The following is a 16,492-nucleotide window of genomic DNA, read 5'->3' as shown; positions in this document are numbered from 1 at the left end:
CGGGCACTCACGAGGGCATACCATCTCTCACTGTCACGGGGAAGTCTCTGGCAGCCAGGTAGTCGTGGAGGAACGAGACATGCTCGTCGCACGCGAGCCAGATCTTCTCACGGTCGGCGGCATGGATACGCGGATTGCGCCACACCACCTGCGTGGTCGCCGCGCTCCGGCATCCGGCACGCGAGCACTCCAGTCCACTCACTCGCGATCCTGGCGGCTTTCGTGGATGGTGATGACGTGAGGCGGCGGATCCTGTTCGACCGGAAGCGTCGGGGCCGGGGCAGGTGCCTCCAGCTGCTGCACGGGAGATTCCGCCGTCGTCTCGGTGCTGTCGCTTCCTGCGTTCGCGAACACCACCGCGATGTAGGGAAGGAGCGCGGCCGCGAGCGCGAAGACCCATGTGTACCAGCCGTAGGGCTGCACGAACATCATGAGCGCGAAGCAGACGATGCGGATCGTCATGGTGAGCGCGTATCGGCGCACGCGGTGGTCCGCCTCGTCTTTCGGCGACTGCGGAAGCGAGGTGACAGCAGGGACCAGTGGCTTGCTCTTCACGATGAGTCCAGCCTACGCCGGTGCGGGCACCACGGCGCGCCCGTCTGCCGCTCAGGTCGAGAAGAGGAAGGGCAGAGTGAAGGCGCCGAAGAACAGGAACCCGATGACCGTCATGACGATGCCGATGACGAGCACCGCGACCATGATGTACCCCATGATGAGGCCGGCGAAGGCCATGCCGCGTCCGCCGATCGAGGGGTTCGCCTTCGTCTGTCGGAGCGCCATGTGGCCGGTGATCACGGCGACGATCGAGGCGAGCAGAGGCACCACAGCCCAGAAGAGCACGACTCCGGCGATTCCGCAGATCAGCGACGTGACCGCGAGTCCGCTCGCCGGGCGAGGTGCGGGATAGTTCGGTGCTGCGTAGTTCGGTGCCGCGTAGTTCGGGTATCCGGTGGCGGGTTGGCCGGGAGCGGACGTCGGGTAGGGCGACGCTGCAGACGCTGAGCCGTAGGGGTGCATCGATTCGCCGCCGTGGACAGGCTGGCTCGGCGCGAAGGAAGGCGCGGCGCCCGGGTACGCCTGGGTGGGCGACGCCGGAGGGGCAGTCGGGTACGACGGCGGCTGCGCCGCCGGAGAAGGTGCCTGGTAAGGCTGTGCGGGTGGTGCCGACGCTGCGGGCGGCGGGGGAGTCGGCTGCGGTCCGCCCGAAGGGGTGGGGATGCTGTTGTCGCTCACGGTGGCGCCTTTCGTCGGGTTCAGCGTTCCAGTCGCGGCGTCCGTCTGTCAAACGTCGCCGGTCGGACGGCGGCATCCTCGGTAGGATCGAGGACGACCAGGCCCCGACCCGAGCGGCCAGATCAGGAGTGGAAATGAGTTCTCGCGTCGTCCTCGTCACCGGCGGCAACCGCGGCATCGGCCGCGCCATCGCAGAGCGGTTCGTCCGTGAGGGATACCGCGTCGCAGTGACGGCGCGGAGCGGGGAAGGCCCCGACGGCACGTTGACGGTCCGCGCGGACGTCACGGACGCCGCGGCTCTCGACGCGGCATTCACCGAGGTCGAGCAGCAGCTCGGGCCGGTGGAGATCGTGGTCGCCAACGCGGGGATCACCAAGGACACTCTCCTCCTTCGCATGAGCGAGGACGATTTCGACAGCGTCGTCGCCACCAACCTCGGCGGAACGTTCCGTGTCGTCAAGCGCGCGTCCAAGGGCATGCTGCGGGCTCGTTTCGGACGCGTCATCCTCATCTCGAGCGTCGTGGGCCTGTACGGCTCGGCGGGGCAGGTGAACTACTCCGCATCGAAGAGCGCACTGGTGGGCTTCGCGCGATCGCTGACCCGCGAACTCGGCGGACGCGGCATCACCGCGAACGTCGTCGCGCCGGGCTTCATCGAGACCGACATGACCGCAGAGCTGCCCGAGGAGACTCAGAAGCAGTACAAGGCGAACATTCCCGCCGGACGCTTCGCCACTCCTGACGAGGTCGCGGGTGTGGTCACCTGGCTCGCGGGCGACGACGCCGGCTACATCTCGGGCGCGGTCATCCCCGTCGACGGCGGCCTCGGGATGGGGCACTGAGCCGAGGCCGACGCCCTGTCGTCACCGACGGGAGACCGCCGCGTCGATGAGCTCGGCCAAGCGGCCCGGAACCGAGAACTGCGGCCAGTGTCCTGAGCCGATGCGGATGACCTCGGCATCGCCGATCGCTCGGAATTCATCCGCGTACGGGCCCCATTGCTCGAGCTCCGACTCGAGAGTCTCCTGATCCATCGCGCCCATCAGCAGCGTCACGGGGACCCCGTGGCGCTGCTCCGAGCGCAGCTCGATCGGATCGGTGGGCACCCGCGCGGGAACGCTCCGAGCGAGCGGAGCGGTGCGGGCGCGGGTCGAGTCGTCGAGGTCGTCGACGTCTTCGGCGGGGAAGTAGTCCCACCCCGGGAAGGGGACGACGCCGTCGAGGACCTCGAATTCGCTGATGCCGAACCCGGAGGGCGGCGGCACCGTGTCGACGAAGACGACCCGCGAGACGAGGTCGGGCCGTGCGTCGGCGACGCCCCAGGCGACGTTGCCGCCGCCGCTGTGACCGACGACGGCCACGGGTGCCCCGATGTCGTCGACCGCGGCCACGGCGGCATCGACCCACTCGGCGATTCCGATGTCGGAGGAAGCGGCGGCGGGGAGACCGACGCCGGGCATCGTCAGGGGATGCACCGAGTGCCCCGCGCGTTCGAGGTCGGCGGTCACCTCGCTCCAACTGGACGCGTCGAGCCAGAGACCGGGGATGAGGATGATGTCCATGCCCCGACGCTAGACGGGGCCTCGGACATCCGCTAGGGCAGCAGCGCGATGACCTCGGAGAGGTCCTGCGGGCCGATCACGAGACTCGCCGCCGCGCGTACGGCAGGCTTCGCATTGAACGCCAGTCCGAGACCGGCGACGGCCATCATCTGCAGGTCGTTGGCTCCGTCTCCGATCGCGATGGTGGCGTGACGGGCCACCCCGAGCTCGTCGGCCCATTGCTGCAGTGAGGCGGCCTTCACCGCGGCATCCACGATCTCGCCATCGACGCGGCCGGCCAGGGCGCCGTCCACGATCTCGAGGCGGTTGGCGCGCCACCGGTCGACGCCGAGCCCGGGCGCGACGTCGTCGAGGATCTCGTGGAACCCCCCGGACACGACTCCCACGACACCACCGCGCTCATGGACGGCCGCAGTGAGCTCGCGCACCCCAGGGGTCGGCTCTATGCGCGCCAGCACGCGCGCGAAACCCGACACCGGCACGCCTTCGAGCGCAGCGACGCGGGAGCGCAGGCTCGTGGCGAAGTCGATCTCGCCGCGCATCGCGGCTTCGGTGGCCGCCTGCACCTCAGGGCCACGCCCGACCTCATCGGCGATCAGTTCGATCACCTCGTTGCGGATGAGGGTGGAATCGGCATCGAGGACGACGAGGAAACGCGCGGCAGTCACGCCTTCGAGCCTATCGACAGCAGAACGGCCCGCTGTGCAGCCGCGTATCGCGGCGACACCGTCACCTCTCGATGAACAGGCCCTTGCCCACCACGGTGATGCCCGACTCGGTCACGGTGAACCCGCGAGCCAGATCTCGCTCGCGGTCGACGCCGACGGTCGCACCGTCCGCCAGGACTACGTTCTTGTCGAGGATGGCTCGATGGACTCTGGATCCCGCTCCCACCCGCACCCCGTCGAAGACGACGGAGTCGGTGATGGTGGATCCTCCTCCGGCGAGTGTCCACGGACCCACGACGCTGCGCTCCAGATGAGTGCCCGAGAGCACGGATCCGAGCGACACGATCGAGTCGATCGCATTGCCGATGCGCCCGACGGAGTCGCGCACGAACTTCGCGGGCGGCGAGTTCACGGCCTGCGAGTGGATCGGCCACTCCATGTTGTAGAGGTTGAAGATCGGAAGCGTGGAGATCAGGTCCATGTGCGCGTCGAAGAAGGAGTCAATCGTACCCACGTCGCGCCAGTACGAGCGGTCGCGCGGCGATGAGCCCGGGACGTCGTTCCGCTTCATGTCGTAGTAGCCGGCCTCGCCTCGATCGACGAAATACGGCACGATGTCGCCGCCCATGTCGTGCCCGGAGGTCGGGGATTCGCCGTCTGCCTCGACCGCGGCGATCAGCGCATCCGCGTCGAAGATGTAGTTGCCCATCGAAGCGAGCACTTCGTGGGGCGAGTCCTCGAGGCCGGCGATGTCGGTCGGCTTCTCGAGGAACTGCTTGATGCGGCCGGACTCGGTGTCGGCGTCGATGACCCCGAACTGGGACGCCATGGCGAGCGGTTGGCGGATGCCCGCGACGGTGGCCTTCGCGCCGGACTCGATGTGGGCGTCGAGCATCTGTCGGAAGTCCATGCGGTAGACGTGGTCGGCGCCGATCACGACGACGATGTCGGGCTTCTCGTCGTTGATGAGGTTCAGGCTCTGCAGGATCGCATCGGCCGAGCCCGAGAACCAGCGCTTTCCGAGACGCTGCTGCGCGGGCACCGAGGTCACGTACGAGTCGAGGAGAGCCGACATGCGCCACGTCTGCGAGATGTGGCGATCGAGGCTGTGCGACTTGTACTGCGTGAGCACGACGATCTGGCGCAGACCCGAGTTGATGAGGTTCGAGATCGCGAAATCGATCAATCGGTACTGTCCGCCGAAAGGCACTGCAGGTTTGGCCCGATCGGCCGTGAGGGGCATGAGACGCTTTCCCTCGCCGCCGGCGAGGATGATGCCGAAGATCTTCTTTGGTGCGGACATGCACCAACCATAGATGCGATTCGGCTCGGCTAACTAGCATCTGGACAACTGAGTCACTACCGTCTAGACATGCGCGTCGAGATGATCACGAAGGAATACCCGCCGGAGATCTACGGAGGTGCCGGTGTGCACGTCGCCGAGCTCGTCACGGCCCTGCGGCAGAATATCGATGTACAGGTCAGGGCCTTCGGAGCTCCTCGTGACGAGGCGAGCACTTTCGCCTATCGGACACCCTCGGGACTGGCCTCCGCGAACCCCGCGCTGCAGACGCTCGGGACGGACCTCGAGATCGTCGCGGCGATCTCGGACGTCGATCTCGTGCACAGTCACACCTGGTACGCGAACTTCGCCGGGCACATCGCCTCGCAGCTTCACGGCATCCCGCACGTCCTCACCGCGCACAGCCTGGAACCGCTGCGCCCGTGGAAGGCCGAGCAGCTGGGCGGGGGATACGCGGTGTCGAGCGGAATCGAGAAGCTCGCGTACGAGAACGCGGCGGCGGTGATCGCGGTCAGCGCCGGCATGCGCGAGGACATCCTGCGGAGCTACCCGTCGGTCGACCCGACCCGGGTGCGCGTGATCCACAACGGCATCGACGTGGATCGCTGGCGGCCGGTGCAGAACCCGGCGTTCCTCGAGTCGGTCGGTATGGATCCGACCAGGCCGTCCGTCGTGTTCGTCGGCCGGATCACCCGGCAGAAGGGCCTGCCGTACCTCCTTCAGGCCGCTCGTCTGCTGCCCCCGGAGGTCCAGCTCATCCTCTGCGCCGGCGCGCCGGACACCCCCGAGATCATGGCGGAGGTGCAGGAGGGCGTGCGGCTTCTCCAGCAGACCCGCGAGGGCGTCGTCTGGATCGATCGGATGCTGCCGCGTGACGAGCTGTCGGCCATCCTCACCGCGGCGACGACATTCGTGTGCCCGTCCGTCTACGAGCCGCTGGGAATCGTGAACCTCGAGGCCATGGCCTGCGGCGCTGCCGTCGTCGGCACGGCGACCGGCGGCATCCCCGAAGTCGTCGACGACGGGGTCACCGGCCGCCTGGTGCCGATCGAGCAGCTCCAGGACGGCACGGGGACGCCGGTCGATCCGGAGCGCTACGTCGCCGACCTCGCTGACGTGCTCACCGAGGTGACGTCCGATCCCGAGCGAGCCCGTGCCTACGGCGCGGCTGGCCGGGAGCGGGCTCGCGACGAGTTCAGCTGGGGCGCGATCGCCGACACCACGCGTGCGCTGTACGCGGAGCTGACCGCCTGAGCCGATAGGCTGGAGGCATGTCGAGCGCTCTGGAATTCACCGACGTCGTCGTGCGCCGCGAGGGGCGCAACATCATCGATCACGTGACCTGGCAGGTCGACGATGATCAGCGGTGGGTGATCCTCGGACCCAACGGCGCAGGCAAGACGACGCTGCTCCAGCTGGCTGACACGCTGATGCACCCGACGTCCGGAACCGTCACGGTGCTGGGAGAGACCCTCGGACGCACGGATGTGTTCGAGCTGCGCCCGCGCATCGGCTTCGCGTCCTCCGCGATGGCGAAGCGCGTGCCGCGCGAAGAGACGGTTCTGAACACGGTGCTCACTGCGGCATACTCCGTGCTCGGGCGATGGAACGAGAGCTATGAGGACATCGACGAACGTCGTGCGCTGCGCGTCCTCGGCGACTGGCGACTCGACCACCTCGCCGACCGGACCTTCGGCACTCTGAGCGACGGCGAGCAGAAGCGCGTGCAGATCGCCCGCGCCGTGATGACCGATCCCGAGCTGCTGCTGCTCGACGAGCCGACTGCGTCTCTCGACCTCGGCTCTCGTGAGGAGCTCCTTGCACTCCTGAGCGGCTATGCGTCGTCGCCGACGACGCCGGCGATGCTGATGGTCACGCACCACGTCGAGGAGATCCCGGTCGGATTCACTCATGTGCTGCTGATGCGCGAGGGGCGCATCGTCGCCGCCGGGCCCGTCGCCGAGACTCTGACGGCCGAGGCTCTGACCGAGACGTTCGGCATGCCGATCGTCCTCAGCAGCGAAGAGGGTCGCTATGCGGCCCGCGCGGCATCCTGATGCGCATCTGATAGAATCGATCCTTGGTGCTCTCTGCACCGCAGACTTCCCTCGTCCCTGGCACAATCCAGGGCAGCAACTAAGGAATCCCATGAAGACTGACATTCACCCCGTGTACAAGGCTGTCGTGTTCCGCGACCTCGGCTCGGGCGAGACGTTCCTCACCCGTTCGACTGTCTCGAGCGACAAGACCATCGAGCTCGACGGCGTCGAGTACCCGGTGATCGACGTCGAGATCTCCTCGGCATCGCACCCGTTCTACACGGGCAAGCAGCGCATCATGGACTCGGCCGGTCGCGTCGAGAAGTTCAACCAGCGCTTCAAGGGCTTCGGCGGATCGTCCAAGTAACGACCCCCGCGATCGAAGGCCCCGTGTTCCTCGGAACACGGGGCCTTCGTCGTCTGCAGTGGGGTCGTCCTCTGCGGTCGGAGAGCGCGCGAGTCGTCAGACGTCGATGACGATGCGCTCTCCGTCTATGCGGCCCAGCGGGTCGCCAGGGGCCGGTGCGGGGGCGGTGCGCTGAGTCTGACGGTCTCGCTCGGCACCGGCTTCGTGCGCCGACGGCATCCACACCGCGTCGAACGATCCGCCCAGGCCGCCGCCCGCGCTCTCGTACTTCTTCTCGAGCGGAGTACGGGAGTAGACCGCCACGATCACCACCACGGCCGCGGTCGCGGCGACGAGGAGGATCGCGATCGTCAGCAGGGTCCCGAGAATTTCGGCCATGACTCCAGGCTAGGCGGGACGACTCCGATCGGCATCCGTCTGCAGGAGGATCCTCAGCGGATGCGTCGGCCCTGGGCGAGATCGATGAGATGCGTCAGCACGGGACCCGACCGCAGGCCGTTGTGCTCGTGTTCGCTCGTCACCCAGAGCTTCACGCCCGGCAGCAGGCGCGCGGTCTCGAGGGAGTACTCCAGCGGCACGTAGACGTCGTTCACGTACACGGCGGCCGCGCCCGTCGCACCCGAGGTGGCGATGGCGACCTCGTCGTAGATGCGCGGCCACTCGAACTCGGCGAGCGCGAGCGTCACATCGCGCCACGGCCGGAAGGCCGGCACGGTCTCGGTCCAGTCGCGGCGGATGTGCTCTCCGGTGAACAGCGTGACGTCGTCCCGGAAGTCCTGGGGCTCCGTCCGCTCGGCGGACCAGCGGGTCGCGTGTCCGCTGGCGTAGCTCGACTCGTGGAAGACGAAGTAGAGCGGGTTGCGCCCGCTGTAGGGCAGCGCGTGCATGAGGTCGTGGCGGAACGCGTTCGATGCGGCATCTCGCTCCAGGAGCGACCACAGGGTCTGCCAGCCCTCGTTCGTGCCGAGCGCCGAACCCACAGAGCGCAGTCGAGACGGCGAGACCACCTCGCCGTCGGGGAGCACGATGTCGCCGGCCGCTGCCCGGTCGACCAGACCCCGCATGACGTCGCGATGCTGCGGGAATCGCCGGTAGTACTGCTCGGAGGCCGCGCGCATCTTGTCATAGCAGAGCGCGTACACCTCGTCAGGATGACGATCGACGGCGCTCAGGCCGCCCGTGATGAAGACGTCCGCCAGCGAGTCCGCATCGGTGGAGAGATAGGCCAAGGTCGTGAACCCGCCGAACGACTGGCCGAGCACGCTCCACGTCTCAGCGCTGAGGTGCTCGCGCATCGCCTCGCAGTCCCGGACGATCGAGTCCGCGCGGAGATGGGTCAGGTACTCGGCCACTGCCTCGGAGCCTCGTGCGAGGTCGCCGTCGCCCACGGGCGTGGACAGGCCGGTGCCGCGCTGGTCGAGCATCACGACGCGGTAGTGCGCGAGGGCCTCGTCGAGCCAGGCGGGGGAGGATGAGGCGTGGAAGGGTCGCGGCGCTTCGTGACCGGGGCCGCCCTGCAGGTAGACGAGGAAGGGGAGTCGCTCGCCTCCCTCGCGGGTGACGACGCGGGCGAAGATGTCGATCGTGCGGGTGTCTGCGGCGTCGCCCCAGACGAGCGGCACGGTCAGCGTGTGCTCCTCGATCGTGAGGTCGAAGAGGCGGTGGATGGTGGTGGTCATGTCACATCACATTCCCGATGTAGGAGTACTTGACGAAGACCTCCGAGGCGATGTCGGCCTCGTGGAGCACGCCCTGCACTGCGTTCATCATGTAGTTCGAATCCCACCCCATGTAGAGGTGGTGCGTCTCGTCCAGCTGGTCCCACTGACCCTTCCAGGCCATGGTGTCGTAGATCGGACCGCCGTGAGCGGCGCAGTACGACACGGCGGCCGCGCGGGTGTCGGTCCAGGAGCGGCGGAAGACGCGGTTGAAGAGGTGCTTGACGTCGAAGACCTCCCAGCGCTCTCCGCGGTATTCGACGTACTCGAACTCGCGTTCCCACCCGGCGGGCCATCCACGGCGGCGGACGGCATCGAGGATGGGAGTGAGGCCGTCGTCATCGATCTCCGGCAGTGCGGGGCGGGCCCAGATCCGCAGCAGGTCTGCGGTCAGGCGGATCGTGCGCTGCGAGATGGCCGCGGTGCCCCAGGTGTCGGTGGCCGCGAGCGCCTTCGTCTCGGCGATCGTGCTGCGGGCGTACGCGGAGTCGCGCTTGACGGAATAGGACTCTCCGAAGACCCGCTCCGAAAGACGCTGCTCGAGAAGCGTGAGGTTGCCGAGCGTGGGTGCGAGAGCACGATGCGCGTTGCGTTCGTCGTCCGAGTACTCGATCCACTGGCGCACGCCGTCGCCGGACCAGCTGTCGCTGGGCACCGTGGGCACGATGTGCTCGACATCGAAGTCGATCGGGTCGTCGACCCCCTCGATGCGGCCCAGCACGTATGCCGGGTGCGCGAGCTCGCTGTACTTCACCACCGCACTCACCCGTTCGTCAGACGGGGTGATGCGGGCGAAGGCGCGAGCCAGGGCGTCGCGCCCATGCGCACGTGCGCGGCAGAGACGGGCGACCAGGCGCTCGTTCGGAAGATTGACGAGCGTCCGCCGCAGGTACATCGCCTGGATCCACTCGAGAGTCTCGACGAGCTCATCCCGCTCGATCAGACCTCGGGCGTGCTCGCTGTAGACGCTGAGGACGAGAGGGTAGGACGCCCGGCCGAAGGTGTTGACGTAGCGCAATTGCCGGGCGATCTCCGGGTCCTGCTCGCGCGAAGGATCGAGCAGGATGCCGTAGATCTCGGCGTAGTGGCGCCAGACCTCGGCATCCGCCTGCAGATGGTCCAGGTCGACGCGAGGAAACGACTGCCGGAACGCGCTGTAGACGCCGTGCTCGCCGTTGGCGGCGACTTCCCGTCCCGTCGTCATCACCAGATAGTGCCGCCAGAAGGCTCCGATCGCCTCTCCGGTGTGCCGTTCGATCGGAAGCCAGAACCGCTCCTCGACGTCGAGCTGCTCCGTGTGGGTCAGGCCCATGAGCATGTAGTTGTGGATGAGCTCGTGGTCGCGCAGCGGCTCGCCCGTCGAGTTCAGGCTTGCGAAGATCTGCTGGGCGTTCGCGTCGGCACCGAGCGTGATCGACACGTGCTCGAGCTTCTGCAGGCCCGCCCAGATGAGCGGGGCTTCATCGGCGTGCACCTGGCTGCGGAAGAACGCGTAGTTGTCATCGAACCGCGACTCGCGGTCGGCGTGGCCGTCGCGTTCGAGCACCACGGATTCGTAGAGCTCGGCCCACGCGTCGTGCGGACGCAGCTTCGTGCGGGTGGGGTCGTCGGGGCGCACGAGCACGCGGTCGAGATCGGCGGCGAGCCGGGGGTCGGAGTCCTGGACCGCATGCCGAAGGGCCGCGACCAGCAGCATCAGCGTGGTGATGCGCTGCTGCCCGTCGATCAGGACGAGGTCGGTGTCGGCATCGCTGTCGTCGGAAGCCGACAGGATCGACCCGATGAAGTGGCGGTGGGATGAGTCCTCGCGGGCGACCGCACGGACGTCCGAGAGAAGCTGCTCGCACCCGCCGATGTCCCACCGGTACTGGCGCTGGTACACCGGCACGACGATGGTCGTGGAGTCCTCTGCGAGCCACTCGATCGTGTTGACAGCTGTCGCCTCGACGTTGGTCGCAGTGCTCATGCTGGTGTCTCGTCCTCCCGTAACGCCCGGCGCCGAGGAGTCGCCAGGCGCCCGATTCAGTCTATTCGCTTATTCACGGCGGCCCTCGGCGGCGCTCCAGAGGTGCCCTGTTAGGCTTGCCTTATCAGGGCCTGTTAAAACGTGCTGGCCCCCGATGAAGGGACATGACCTAGATCATGGGATACATCAAATCGAAGGCGCTCGAAGACAAGGGCTTCGTCGTGCTCGACAGCTACGACCAGGAGCTCGACCCCAAGGAGTGGCTCGACATCGAGTACAACGACTGGAAGTCGTCGGGCGACACCCGCTTCGCGCCGCTCGCCAGCGCCAAGGGCGAGATCGAGTGCAACGGCTTCTGGAACCACAAGCCGCCGCGCACCGACAAGGACGGCGTCTGGATCGACTCGCAGACGGCGAAGGCTCCGAACCTCACTCGTCGCGCACAGGAGCCCGGCGCCAACGTCGGTCGCTGCCGCGTCATCGAGCTGCAGCCGACCCCGTACGGCGAGTGCCTGTACAACCTCCACCAGGACGACAACAACCGCCTGAACCCCGACGGCACCGGATGGGTCGTGCGCGGATTCTTCAACCTCAGCGACGATAAGGACAGCTTCTTCGTCCTGCGCGAGAACCGCACGGACCCGAGCATCGAGTACCGCATCGCCCTGCCCGCCGGTGCACAGCTCATCGTGGACACGCAGCGTCTGTGGCACGCCGCGACGCACGTGGGCACCGAGCCCCGCTACTGTCTCATCACGTCGTGGACGTCCGGCCCTGAGCTCGACGCCTACATCGAGAAGTACCACGGCACCCAGGACGTGCCGAACGTCGAGGTCCCGCAGGAGGTCCTCGAGGCCGGCTACGCCGAGCAGGCTCGCCGTGACGCCGCCCGTGCCGCGTACTACGCCGCCAAGGGGCAGCAGGTCAAGCAGGCCATGAGCGAGGCCTGAGCCTCATCCGAATCAGGACCGGCGACGGTCCGAAGGCCCCGGTCCTCGTGACCGGGGCCTTCTTCGTGGAATCACATGCTTGTGATTTCGCCTGGTCTGGGCGAGAATAGCCCCATAACCGCATATTCACGCCAGTTCTCGGTGTTTCAGGTCGTTGGGGAAGACGCACCTGATGAAACGGAGAGATCATGGCGACGGCTTACGCACGCGGAGTGGTGTTCATCCACTCTGCACCTCGCGCGCTCTGCCCGCACCTGGAATGGGCGGTAGGACGCGCCATCGGTCGTGCGGTGAACTTCGACTGGAGCGACCAGCCCGTGCTCGACGGCGCACGCCGCGCCGAGTTCTACTGGGATGGTCCGGTCGGCACCGGCGCTGCTCTCGCGACCGCGATCCGCGGCTGGGAGCATCTCCGCTTCGAGGTGACCGAGGATCCGACTCCTCGCAGTGACGGAGGGCGCTGGCTGCACACTCCCGACCTCGGGATCCACTACGCCCAGACGGACGCGGCCGGCAACATCGTCATCGGCGAGGACCGCATCCGCTACGCGATGGAGATCGCGGCCGGGAGCGCGACCGAGCTGCAGCGTGAACTCGACATCGCACTCGGCTCGGCCTGGGACGAGGAGCTGGAGCCGTTCCGCCACGCGAGCGATGACGCGCGTGTCGTGTGGCTGCACAAGGTCGGCTAGGCAGCCGCCCACAGACCTGGAAGGGGAAGGCGCGAGTATCGGATGCCGGTGAGCGATCCCGGACGCTGAGAAGGCGAATTCCCTTTCCATACATGACGAGGACCCCGCCCCTGGACAACAGGGACGGGGTCTTCGTCCGTCAGATGACGGCTGACCGGGCCATGTCGGTGCGGGCGGTGGTTCCGCCGGACATCACGTCGTCCCACGCGAGCCGCAGTCGCTGCATCGCCTCGGCGGTGCGCTCCGGGGGCAGCGTGATCGGGATGCGCAGGCGCCGCTCGAGTACGCCACCCGTGGAGAAGCGAGGTCCGGGCGGGAGGATCAGCCCGTGATCACGTGCGGCCAGCGACAACTCCGTCGAGACGGGAGCGCCGAGATCGAGCCAGGCGGACAGTCCGCCGTTCGTCTGAGGCATCGAGAGGCTCTCGATCGATTCGAGTCCCGCCGCCACGGCATCCCGACCCGCGTGCAGGCGTGACGCGACGTGCGCGGTGAGAGCGGGCATCTCGCGCAGCAGCTCGACGGCGATGCACTGCTCGAGCAGCGCCGTGCCGAGCTCGAACGAGGGGCGGACGGCGAGCAGGCGGGTGATCATCGCGCGGTCGGCACGGATCCAGCCGATGCGCATGCCGCCCCAGGCGATCTTCGACATCGAGCCGACGGTGATGACGCGCGGGCCGAACGCCGCGAGAGGACGTGGAGTCCAGCCTCGATCGATGTCGAGCTCCGCGGTCGTCTCGTCGACGACGAGATGCGTCCCGACGCTCTGCGCCGTCGCCGCTATGCGTGACCGGGCCGCGTCGGGCAGCGTCGCGCCGGTGGGATTGTGGAAGTCGGGGATCAGATACGCCAGGTGGGGGCGACTGCGAAGAAGCGTGTCGGCGATGTGGCGCTCATCCCACCCGGTGACATCCACCGGAGTCGGCACCAGTCGGTAGCCATGGCGGTGGAGCGCCTCGAGAGCGTGCGGGAAGGTCGGCTGCTCGACGAGTGCACGCTCTCCGCGTCGGCCGATCGTCGCGAGCAGCAGGTTGAACGCGTGGAGGGCGCCGGACGTGATCATGATCTCGTCGGCATCCGTCGGGAGCCCCCGCTGCGTGAAGCGCTCGGCGACTGCGTCACGCAGTTCAGGGAGGCCCTGCAGCGAGTATCCGCTCGTGCCGCGCAGCGCGGCCAGACGGGGGAGCGATCGTACCGTCGCGTCGTACAGCCCCGGCGTCGAATCCATCGAGGCGATCGACAGATCGATCGCCGAGGCGTCAGCCACAGGACCGACACGTGCTGCGGTGTGCGGAAGTGTGACACGGGTGCTGCCTCCGTGCCGACGCGAGACGTAGCCGTCGAGCTCGAGGAGCCCGTACACGCGGGTCGTGGTGGAGCGGGACCGTCGCAGCTCGAGGGCGAGCGCTCGCTCGGAGGGCAGACGCTCGCCCACCGTCAGTCGACCGTCGAGGATCAGCGCACGGATCTGTTCGGCCAGGGCCTTCGCTGTACCGCCGGCGACGTTCTGTGCGCCGAGCTGCTGGACGAGTCGTGAGGTCATCTCTCCAGCATGCCGCAAAGTGGCCTGAGGAAAGCAGGCCACTTCTCGTCGAGTGGACGTCTGGCGCGCATCCTCGGCGGGTGCACGATGGAGGGATGCAGCTCCGTTCCGTCTTCCTCCCCATCGCAGCCACCAGTCGTCGTGACGTCGTCGAGCGCATCGTCCAGTTGCTCGTCGGGCTGTTCCTCTACGGTGTGGCACTCGGTCTGATGGTGCGCGGAGGCATCGGTGTCGCGCCCTGGGATGTCCTCGCTCTCGGCATCGCCGGCAACGCAGGCATCGGCTACGGGGTGGTGACGGTGCTCGTCTCCGTGCTGGTGCTGCTCCTGTGGATCCCCCTGCGGCAGCGCGTCGGTCTCGGCACGCTGCTCAATGCACTGCTCGTCGGACCGAGTGCAGATCTCGCACTGTTCGTCCTCCCCGTGCCCCCGTCGGTGTGGGTGGGTGCCCCGATGTTCGTGGCGGGGCTGCTGCTCCTCGCGTTCGCCACCGGGCTCTACATCGCCGCGGACTTCGGTCCCGGCCCGCGCGACGGCCTCATGACGGGTCTCGTCGGGCGAACGGGCTGGCCGGTCTGGCTCGTCCGCACTCTGATCGAGGGCAGCGTGCTGCTGATCGGGTTCCTGCTCGGCGGACCTGTGGGCGTGGGAACCGTGCTCTTCGCGTTCGGAGTGGGGCCGCTGATCGGGTGGTTCCTGCCCTGGACGACGAGGGTGCGGGCGGCTCGCTCACGACAGCTCGCCCGCGCGTAGTCCCACCGCTGTCGACGACAACGGTTCCCGAGATCACCCGGGGGCCGTTCTCTCTTCCACCTCAGTCAGTCGGCGCTTGCGAACACGGCGACGGCGTTGTGCCCGCCGAAGCCGAACGAGTTGCTGATCGCGTAGAGCTGACCGTCGCCGAGGGGCTGCGGTTCACCCGAGAGCTTGAACGGCACAGCCGGGTCGGGCTCGGTCATGTTGATGGTCGGCGGAGCGACGCGGTCCCGCAGGGCGAGCAGCGAGAAGATCGCCTCGAGGGCTCCGGTGCCGCCGAGCAGGTGCCCCGTCGACGCCTTCGTGGCCGACACGGGGATCTCATCGATCCGGTCGCCGAAGACCTTCTTGAGTGCGACGTACTCGTTGGGGTCGCCGACCGGGGTCGACGTCGCGTGGGCGTTGATGTGGGCCACCTGGTCGGCGCTGATGCCGGCCTCGTCGAGAGCCTGGGTGACGGCGCGGGCCGCACCGTTGCCCTCGGGGTCATTGCCCGTGATGTGATAGGCGTCTGCCGTGACGCCACCGCCGAGCACGTAGCCGTAGATCTTGGCGCCGCGCGCCCGGGCGTGCTCCTCGGTCTCGAGGATCAGCGCCGCAGCGCCCTCTCCCATCACGAAGCCGTCACGGTCGATCGCGCCGGGGCGCGAGGCGGTCGCCGGGTCGTCATTGCGCCGCGACAGGGCCTGAGCCGAGGCGAAGGAAGCCATCGTGATCGGGTGGATGGCGGATTCGGTGCCACCCGCGATCACGACGTCGGCGAGACCGTCCTGCAGGTGGTGGAAGGCGTGGATGATCGACTCGGTGCTCGATGCGCAGGCACTCACGACGGTCTGCGCGTAGGCGCGAGCCTGGAACTGCAGCGACAGGTTGCCGGCAGCGGCGTTCGGCATCAGCATCGGAACGGTCAGTGGCATCACCCGGCGCGGTCCCTTCTCGCGCAGGGTGTCCCAGGCGTCGAGGAGGGTCCAGAGGCCGCCGATGCCGGTGGCGAAGTCGACACCGAGGCGCTCGGGTGCGACCTCGGGCGAGCCGGCATCCGCCCAAGCCTCGCGCGCTGCGATGAGCGCGAACTGCGACGACGGGTCGAGACGCTTCGCCTCGTGGCGGGGAAGGACCTCTTCGGGGCGGACGATCGCCTCAGCGGCGAAGGTCACGGGGAGTTCGTACTGCTGCACCCAGTCGTGCTCGAGAGTGCGGGTGCCGGACTGGCCTGCGAGCAGGTTCGTCCAGTTCTCGGGAGCTGTCCCGCCGATGGCGGACGTGGCGCCGATGCCGGTGACGACGATGCGCTTGGTCATGTGTGGTTCCTTGTCAGGCGGGTCGAGCAGAGGGCGGGCAAGGCGGAGGATGCCACGCCCCGCAGACGCGGGGGTGGCATCCTGCGTGGATTACTCCTGGCCTGCGACGATGAAGTTGACGGCGTCGCCGACGGTCTTGAGGTTCTTGACCTCGTCGTCGGGGATGGTGACGCCGAACTTCTCCTCGGCGTTGACGACGATCGTCATCATCGAGATCGAGTCGATGTCGAGGTCGTCGGTGAACGACTTCTCGAGGGCGACCTCGGAGGCGTTGATGCCGGTCTCGTCGGTGATCAGCTCTGCGAGGCCAGCGAGGACCTCATCGTTGGTGAAAGCCATGTGGTCTTCCTCTTTCTTACGGGTTGTATTCGGAACCGTGGAACAGTCTATGGAAA

Annotated in this window: 19 protein-coding genes; 7 read left to right on the top strand and 12 right to left on the bottom strand. The window is 67.7% G+C overall.

Annotated elements, in window-relative coordinates:
- Positions 1–7 precede the first annotated feature (7 nt).
- The 3 genes from QRN21_RS04140 to QRN21_RS04130 are packed head-to-tail and all read right to left on the bottom strand — an operon-like array spanning position 8 to position 1,233.
- A complete protein-coding gene (locus tag QRN21_RS04140) occupies positions 8–202 on the bottom strand; it encodes a hypothetical protein (RefSeq protein ID WP_053096420.1) in 195 nt (64 codons plus the stop codon).
- Positions 199–555 carry a DUF3099 domain-containing protein gene (locus QRN21_RS04135; RefSeq protein ID WP_072591374.1) on the bottom strand — a complete coding sequence of 119 codons (357 nt, stop codon included), beginning with the start codon at positions 553–555 and terminating at the stop codon, positions 199–201. Before QRN21_RS04135 ends, QRN21_RS04140 begins: the two co-directional genes overlap by 4 nt.
- A 51-nt stretch (positions 556–606) precedes the next feature.
- Entirely contained in the window at positions 607–1,233 is a 627-nt protein-coding gene (locus QRN21_RS04130) for a DUF4190 domain-containing protein (RefSeq protein WP_285363213.1), read from the bottom strand.
- A gap of 134 nt (positions 1,234–1,367) precedes the next feature.
- Between QRN21_RS04130 and QRN21_RS04125 the strand changes: the two genes are divergently transcribed.
- Complete coding sequence (locus QRN21_RS04125; protein WP_285363212.1) at positions 1,368–2,075, top strand: beta-ketoacyl-ACP reductase; 708 nt, start codon at positions 1,368–1,370, stop codon at positions 2,073–2,075.
- A gap of 21 nt (positions 2,076–2,096) precedes the next feature.
- On the opposite strand, the gene QRN21_RS04120 is transcribed toward QRN21_RS04125, so the two are convergent.
- The 3 genes from QRN21_RS04120 to glgC all read right to left on the bottom strand — a co-directional run bounded on the left by QRN21_RS04120 (position 2,097) and on the right by glgC (position 4,766).
- Positions 2,097–2,795: an alpha/beta fold hydrolase gene (locus QRN21_RS04120; protein ID WP_285363211.1), complete on the bottom strand. Its 699-nt coding sequence runs from the start codon at positions 2,793–2,795 to the stop codon at positions 2,097–2,099.
- A gap of 32 nt (positions 2,796–2,827) precedes the next feature.
- The gene (gene serB / locus QRN21_RS04115; protein WP_056278872.1) at positions 2,828–3,463 is read right to left on the bottom strand and encodes a phosphoserine phosphatase SerB; all 636 of its coding nucleotides are present in this window, start codon (positions 3,461–3,463) and stop codon (positions 2,828–2,830) included.
- A 61-nt stretch (positions 3,464–3,524) separates the two neighbouring features.
- Positions 3,525–4,766, bottom strand: coding sequence for a glucose-1-phosphate adenylyltransferase (glgC, locus tag QRN21_RS04110; RefSeq protein WP_053096406.1), 1,242 nt, complete (start codon positions 4,764–4,766; stop codon positions 3,525–3,527).
- A 69-nt stretch (positions 4,767–4,835) separates the two neighbouring features.
- On the opposite strand from glgC, the gene glgA reads away from it, so the two are divergent.
- The 3 genes from glgA to QRN21_RS04095 all read left to right on the top strand — a co-directional run bounded on the left by glgA (position 4,836) and on the right by QRN21_RS04095 (position 7,172).
- Positions 4,836–6,020 (top strand): glycogen synthase, encoded by a 1,185-nt coding sequence (glgA, locus tag QRN21_RS04105; RefSeq protein WP_285363210.1) that lies wholly within the window; start codon positions 4,836–4,838, stop codon positions 6,018–6,020.
- Between the two features lie 17 nt (positions 6,021–6,037).
- The gene (locus QRN21_RS04100; RefSeq protein ID WP_053096402.1) at positions 6,038–6,823 is read left to right on the top strand and encodes an ABC transporter ATP-binding protein; all 786 of its coding nucleotides are present in this window, start codon (positions 6,038–6,040) and stop codon (positions 6,821–6,823) included.
- Positions 6,824–6,914: 91 nt separating this feature from the next.
- The gene (locus QRN21_RS04095) at positions 6,915–7,172 is read left to right on the top strand and encodes a type B 50S ribosomal protein L31 (RefSeq protein WP_042537536.1); all 258 of its coding nucleotides are present in this window, start codon (positions 6,915–6,917) and stop codon (positions 7,170–7,172) included.
- 96 nt (positions 7,173–7,268) lie between these two features.
- Here the strand turns inward: QRN21_RS04095 and QRN21_RS04090 are convergent, their stop codons facing one another.
- The 3 genes from QRN21_RS04090 to QRN21_RS04080 are packed head-to-tail and all read right to left on the bottom strand — an operon-like array spanning position 7,269 to position 10,856.
- On the bottom strand, positions 7,269–7,550 hold the full coding sequence (locus QRN21_RS04090) for a hypothetical protein (RefSeq protein ID WP_285363209.1): 282 nt from the start codon (positions 7,548–7,550) through the stop codon (positions 7,269–7,271).
- A gap of 53 nt (positions 7,551–7,603) precedes the next feature.
- Positions 7,604–8,851, bottom strand: coding sequence for an alpha/beta fold hydrolase (locus QRN21_RS04085; protein ID WP_285363208.1), 1,248 nt, complete (start codon positions 8,849–8,851; stop codon positions 7,604–7,606).
- 1 nt (position 8,852) lies between these two features.
- Entirely contained in the window at positions 8,853–10,856 is a 2,004-nt protein-coding gene (locus tag QRN21_RS04080) for a DUF262 domain-containing protein (protein ID WP_285363207.1), read from the bottom strand.
- A gap of 176 nt (positions 10,857–11,032) precedes the next feature.
- Here QRN21_RS04080 and QRN21_RS04075 point away from each other — a divergent pair, with 176 nt between their 5' ends.
- A complete protein-coding gene (locus tag QRN21_RS04075) occupies positions 11,033–11,806 on the top strand; it encodes a hypothetical protein (RefSeq protein ID WP_053096395.1) in 774 nt (257 codons plus the stop codon).
- 188 nt (positions 11,807–11,994) lie between these two features.
- On the top strand, positions 11,995–12,498 hold the full coding sequence (locus tag QRN21_RS04070) for a DUF3145 domain-containing protein (RefSeq protein ID WP_053096393.1): 504 nt from the start codon (positions 11,995–11,997) through the stop codon (positions 12,496–12,498).
- A gap of 139 nt (positions 12,499–12,637) precedes the next feature.
- On the opposite strand, the gene yczR is transcribed toward QRN21_RS04070, so the two are convergent.
- Positions 12,638–14,041: a MocR-like transcription factor YczR gene (gene yczR / locus QRN21_RS04065; protein ID WP_285363206.1), complete on the bottom strand. Its 1,404-nt coding sequence runs from the start codon at positions 14,039–14,041 to the stop codon at positions 12,638–12,640.
- A gap of 95 nt (positions 14,042–14,136) precedes the next feature.
- On the opposite strand from yczR, the gene yczE reads away from it, so the two are divergent.
- Complete coding sequence (gene yczE / locus QRN21_RS04060; RefSeq protein ID WP_285363205.1) at positions 14,137–14,793, top strand: membrane protein YczE; 657 nt, start codon at positions 14,137–14,139, stop codon at positions 14,791–14,793.
- A gap of 65 nt (positions 14,794–14,858) precedes the next feature.
- Here the strand turns inward: yczE and QRN21_RS04055 are convergent, their stop codons facing one another.
- Entirely contained in the window at positions 14,859–16,097 is a 1,239-nt protein-coding gene (locus QRN21_RS04055; protein WP_053096389.1) for a beta-ketoacyl-[acyl-carrier-protein] synthase family protein, read from the bottom strand.
- A gap of 90 nt (positions 16,098–16,187) precedes the next feature.
- Positions 16,188–16,436: an acyl carrier protein gene (locus QRN21_RS04050; protein ID WP_017202249.1), complete on the bottom strand. Its 249-nt coding sequence runs from the start codon at positions 16,434–16,436 to the stop codon at positions 16,188–16,190.
- Between the last annotated feature and the right edge of the window lie 56 nt (positions 16,437–16,492).

This window comes from Microbacterium sp. LMC-P-041 (genome assembly GCF_030209555.1).
Lineage (GTDB): Bacteria > Actinomycetota > Actinomycetes > Actinomycetales > Microbacteriaceae > Microbacterium.
The sequence above is the reverse complement of the archived record's forward strand: the minus strand, read 5'-3'. Positions and strand labels throughout refer to the sequence as shown.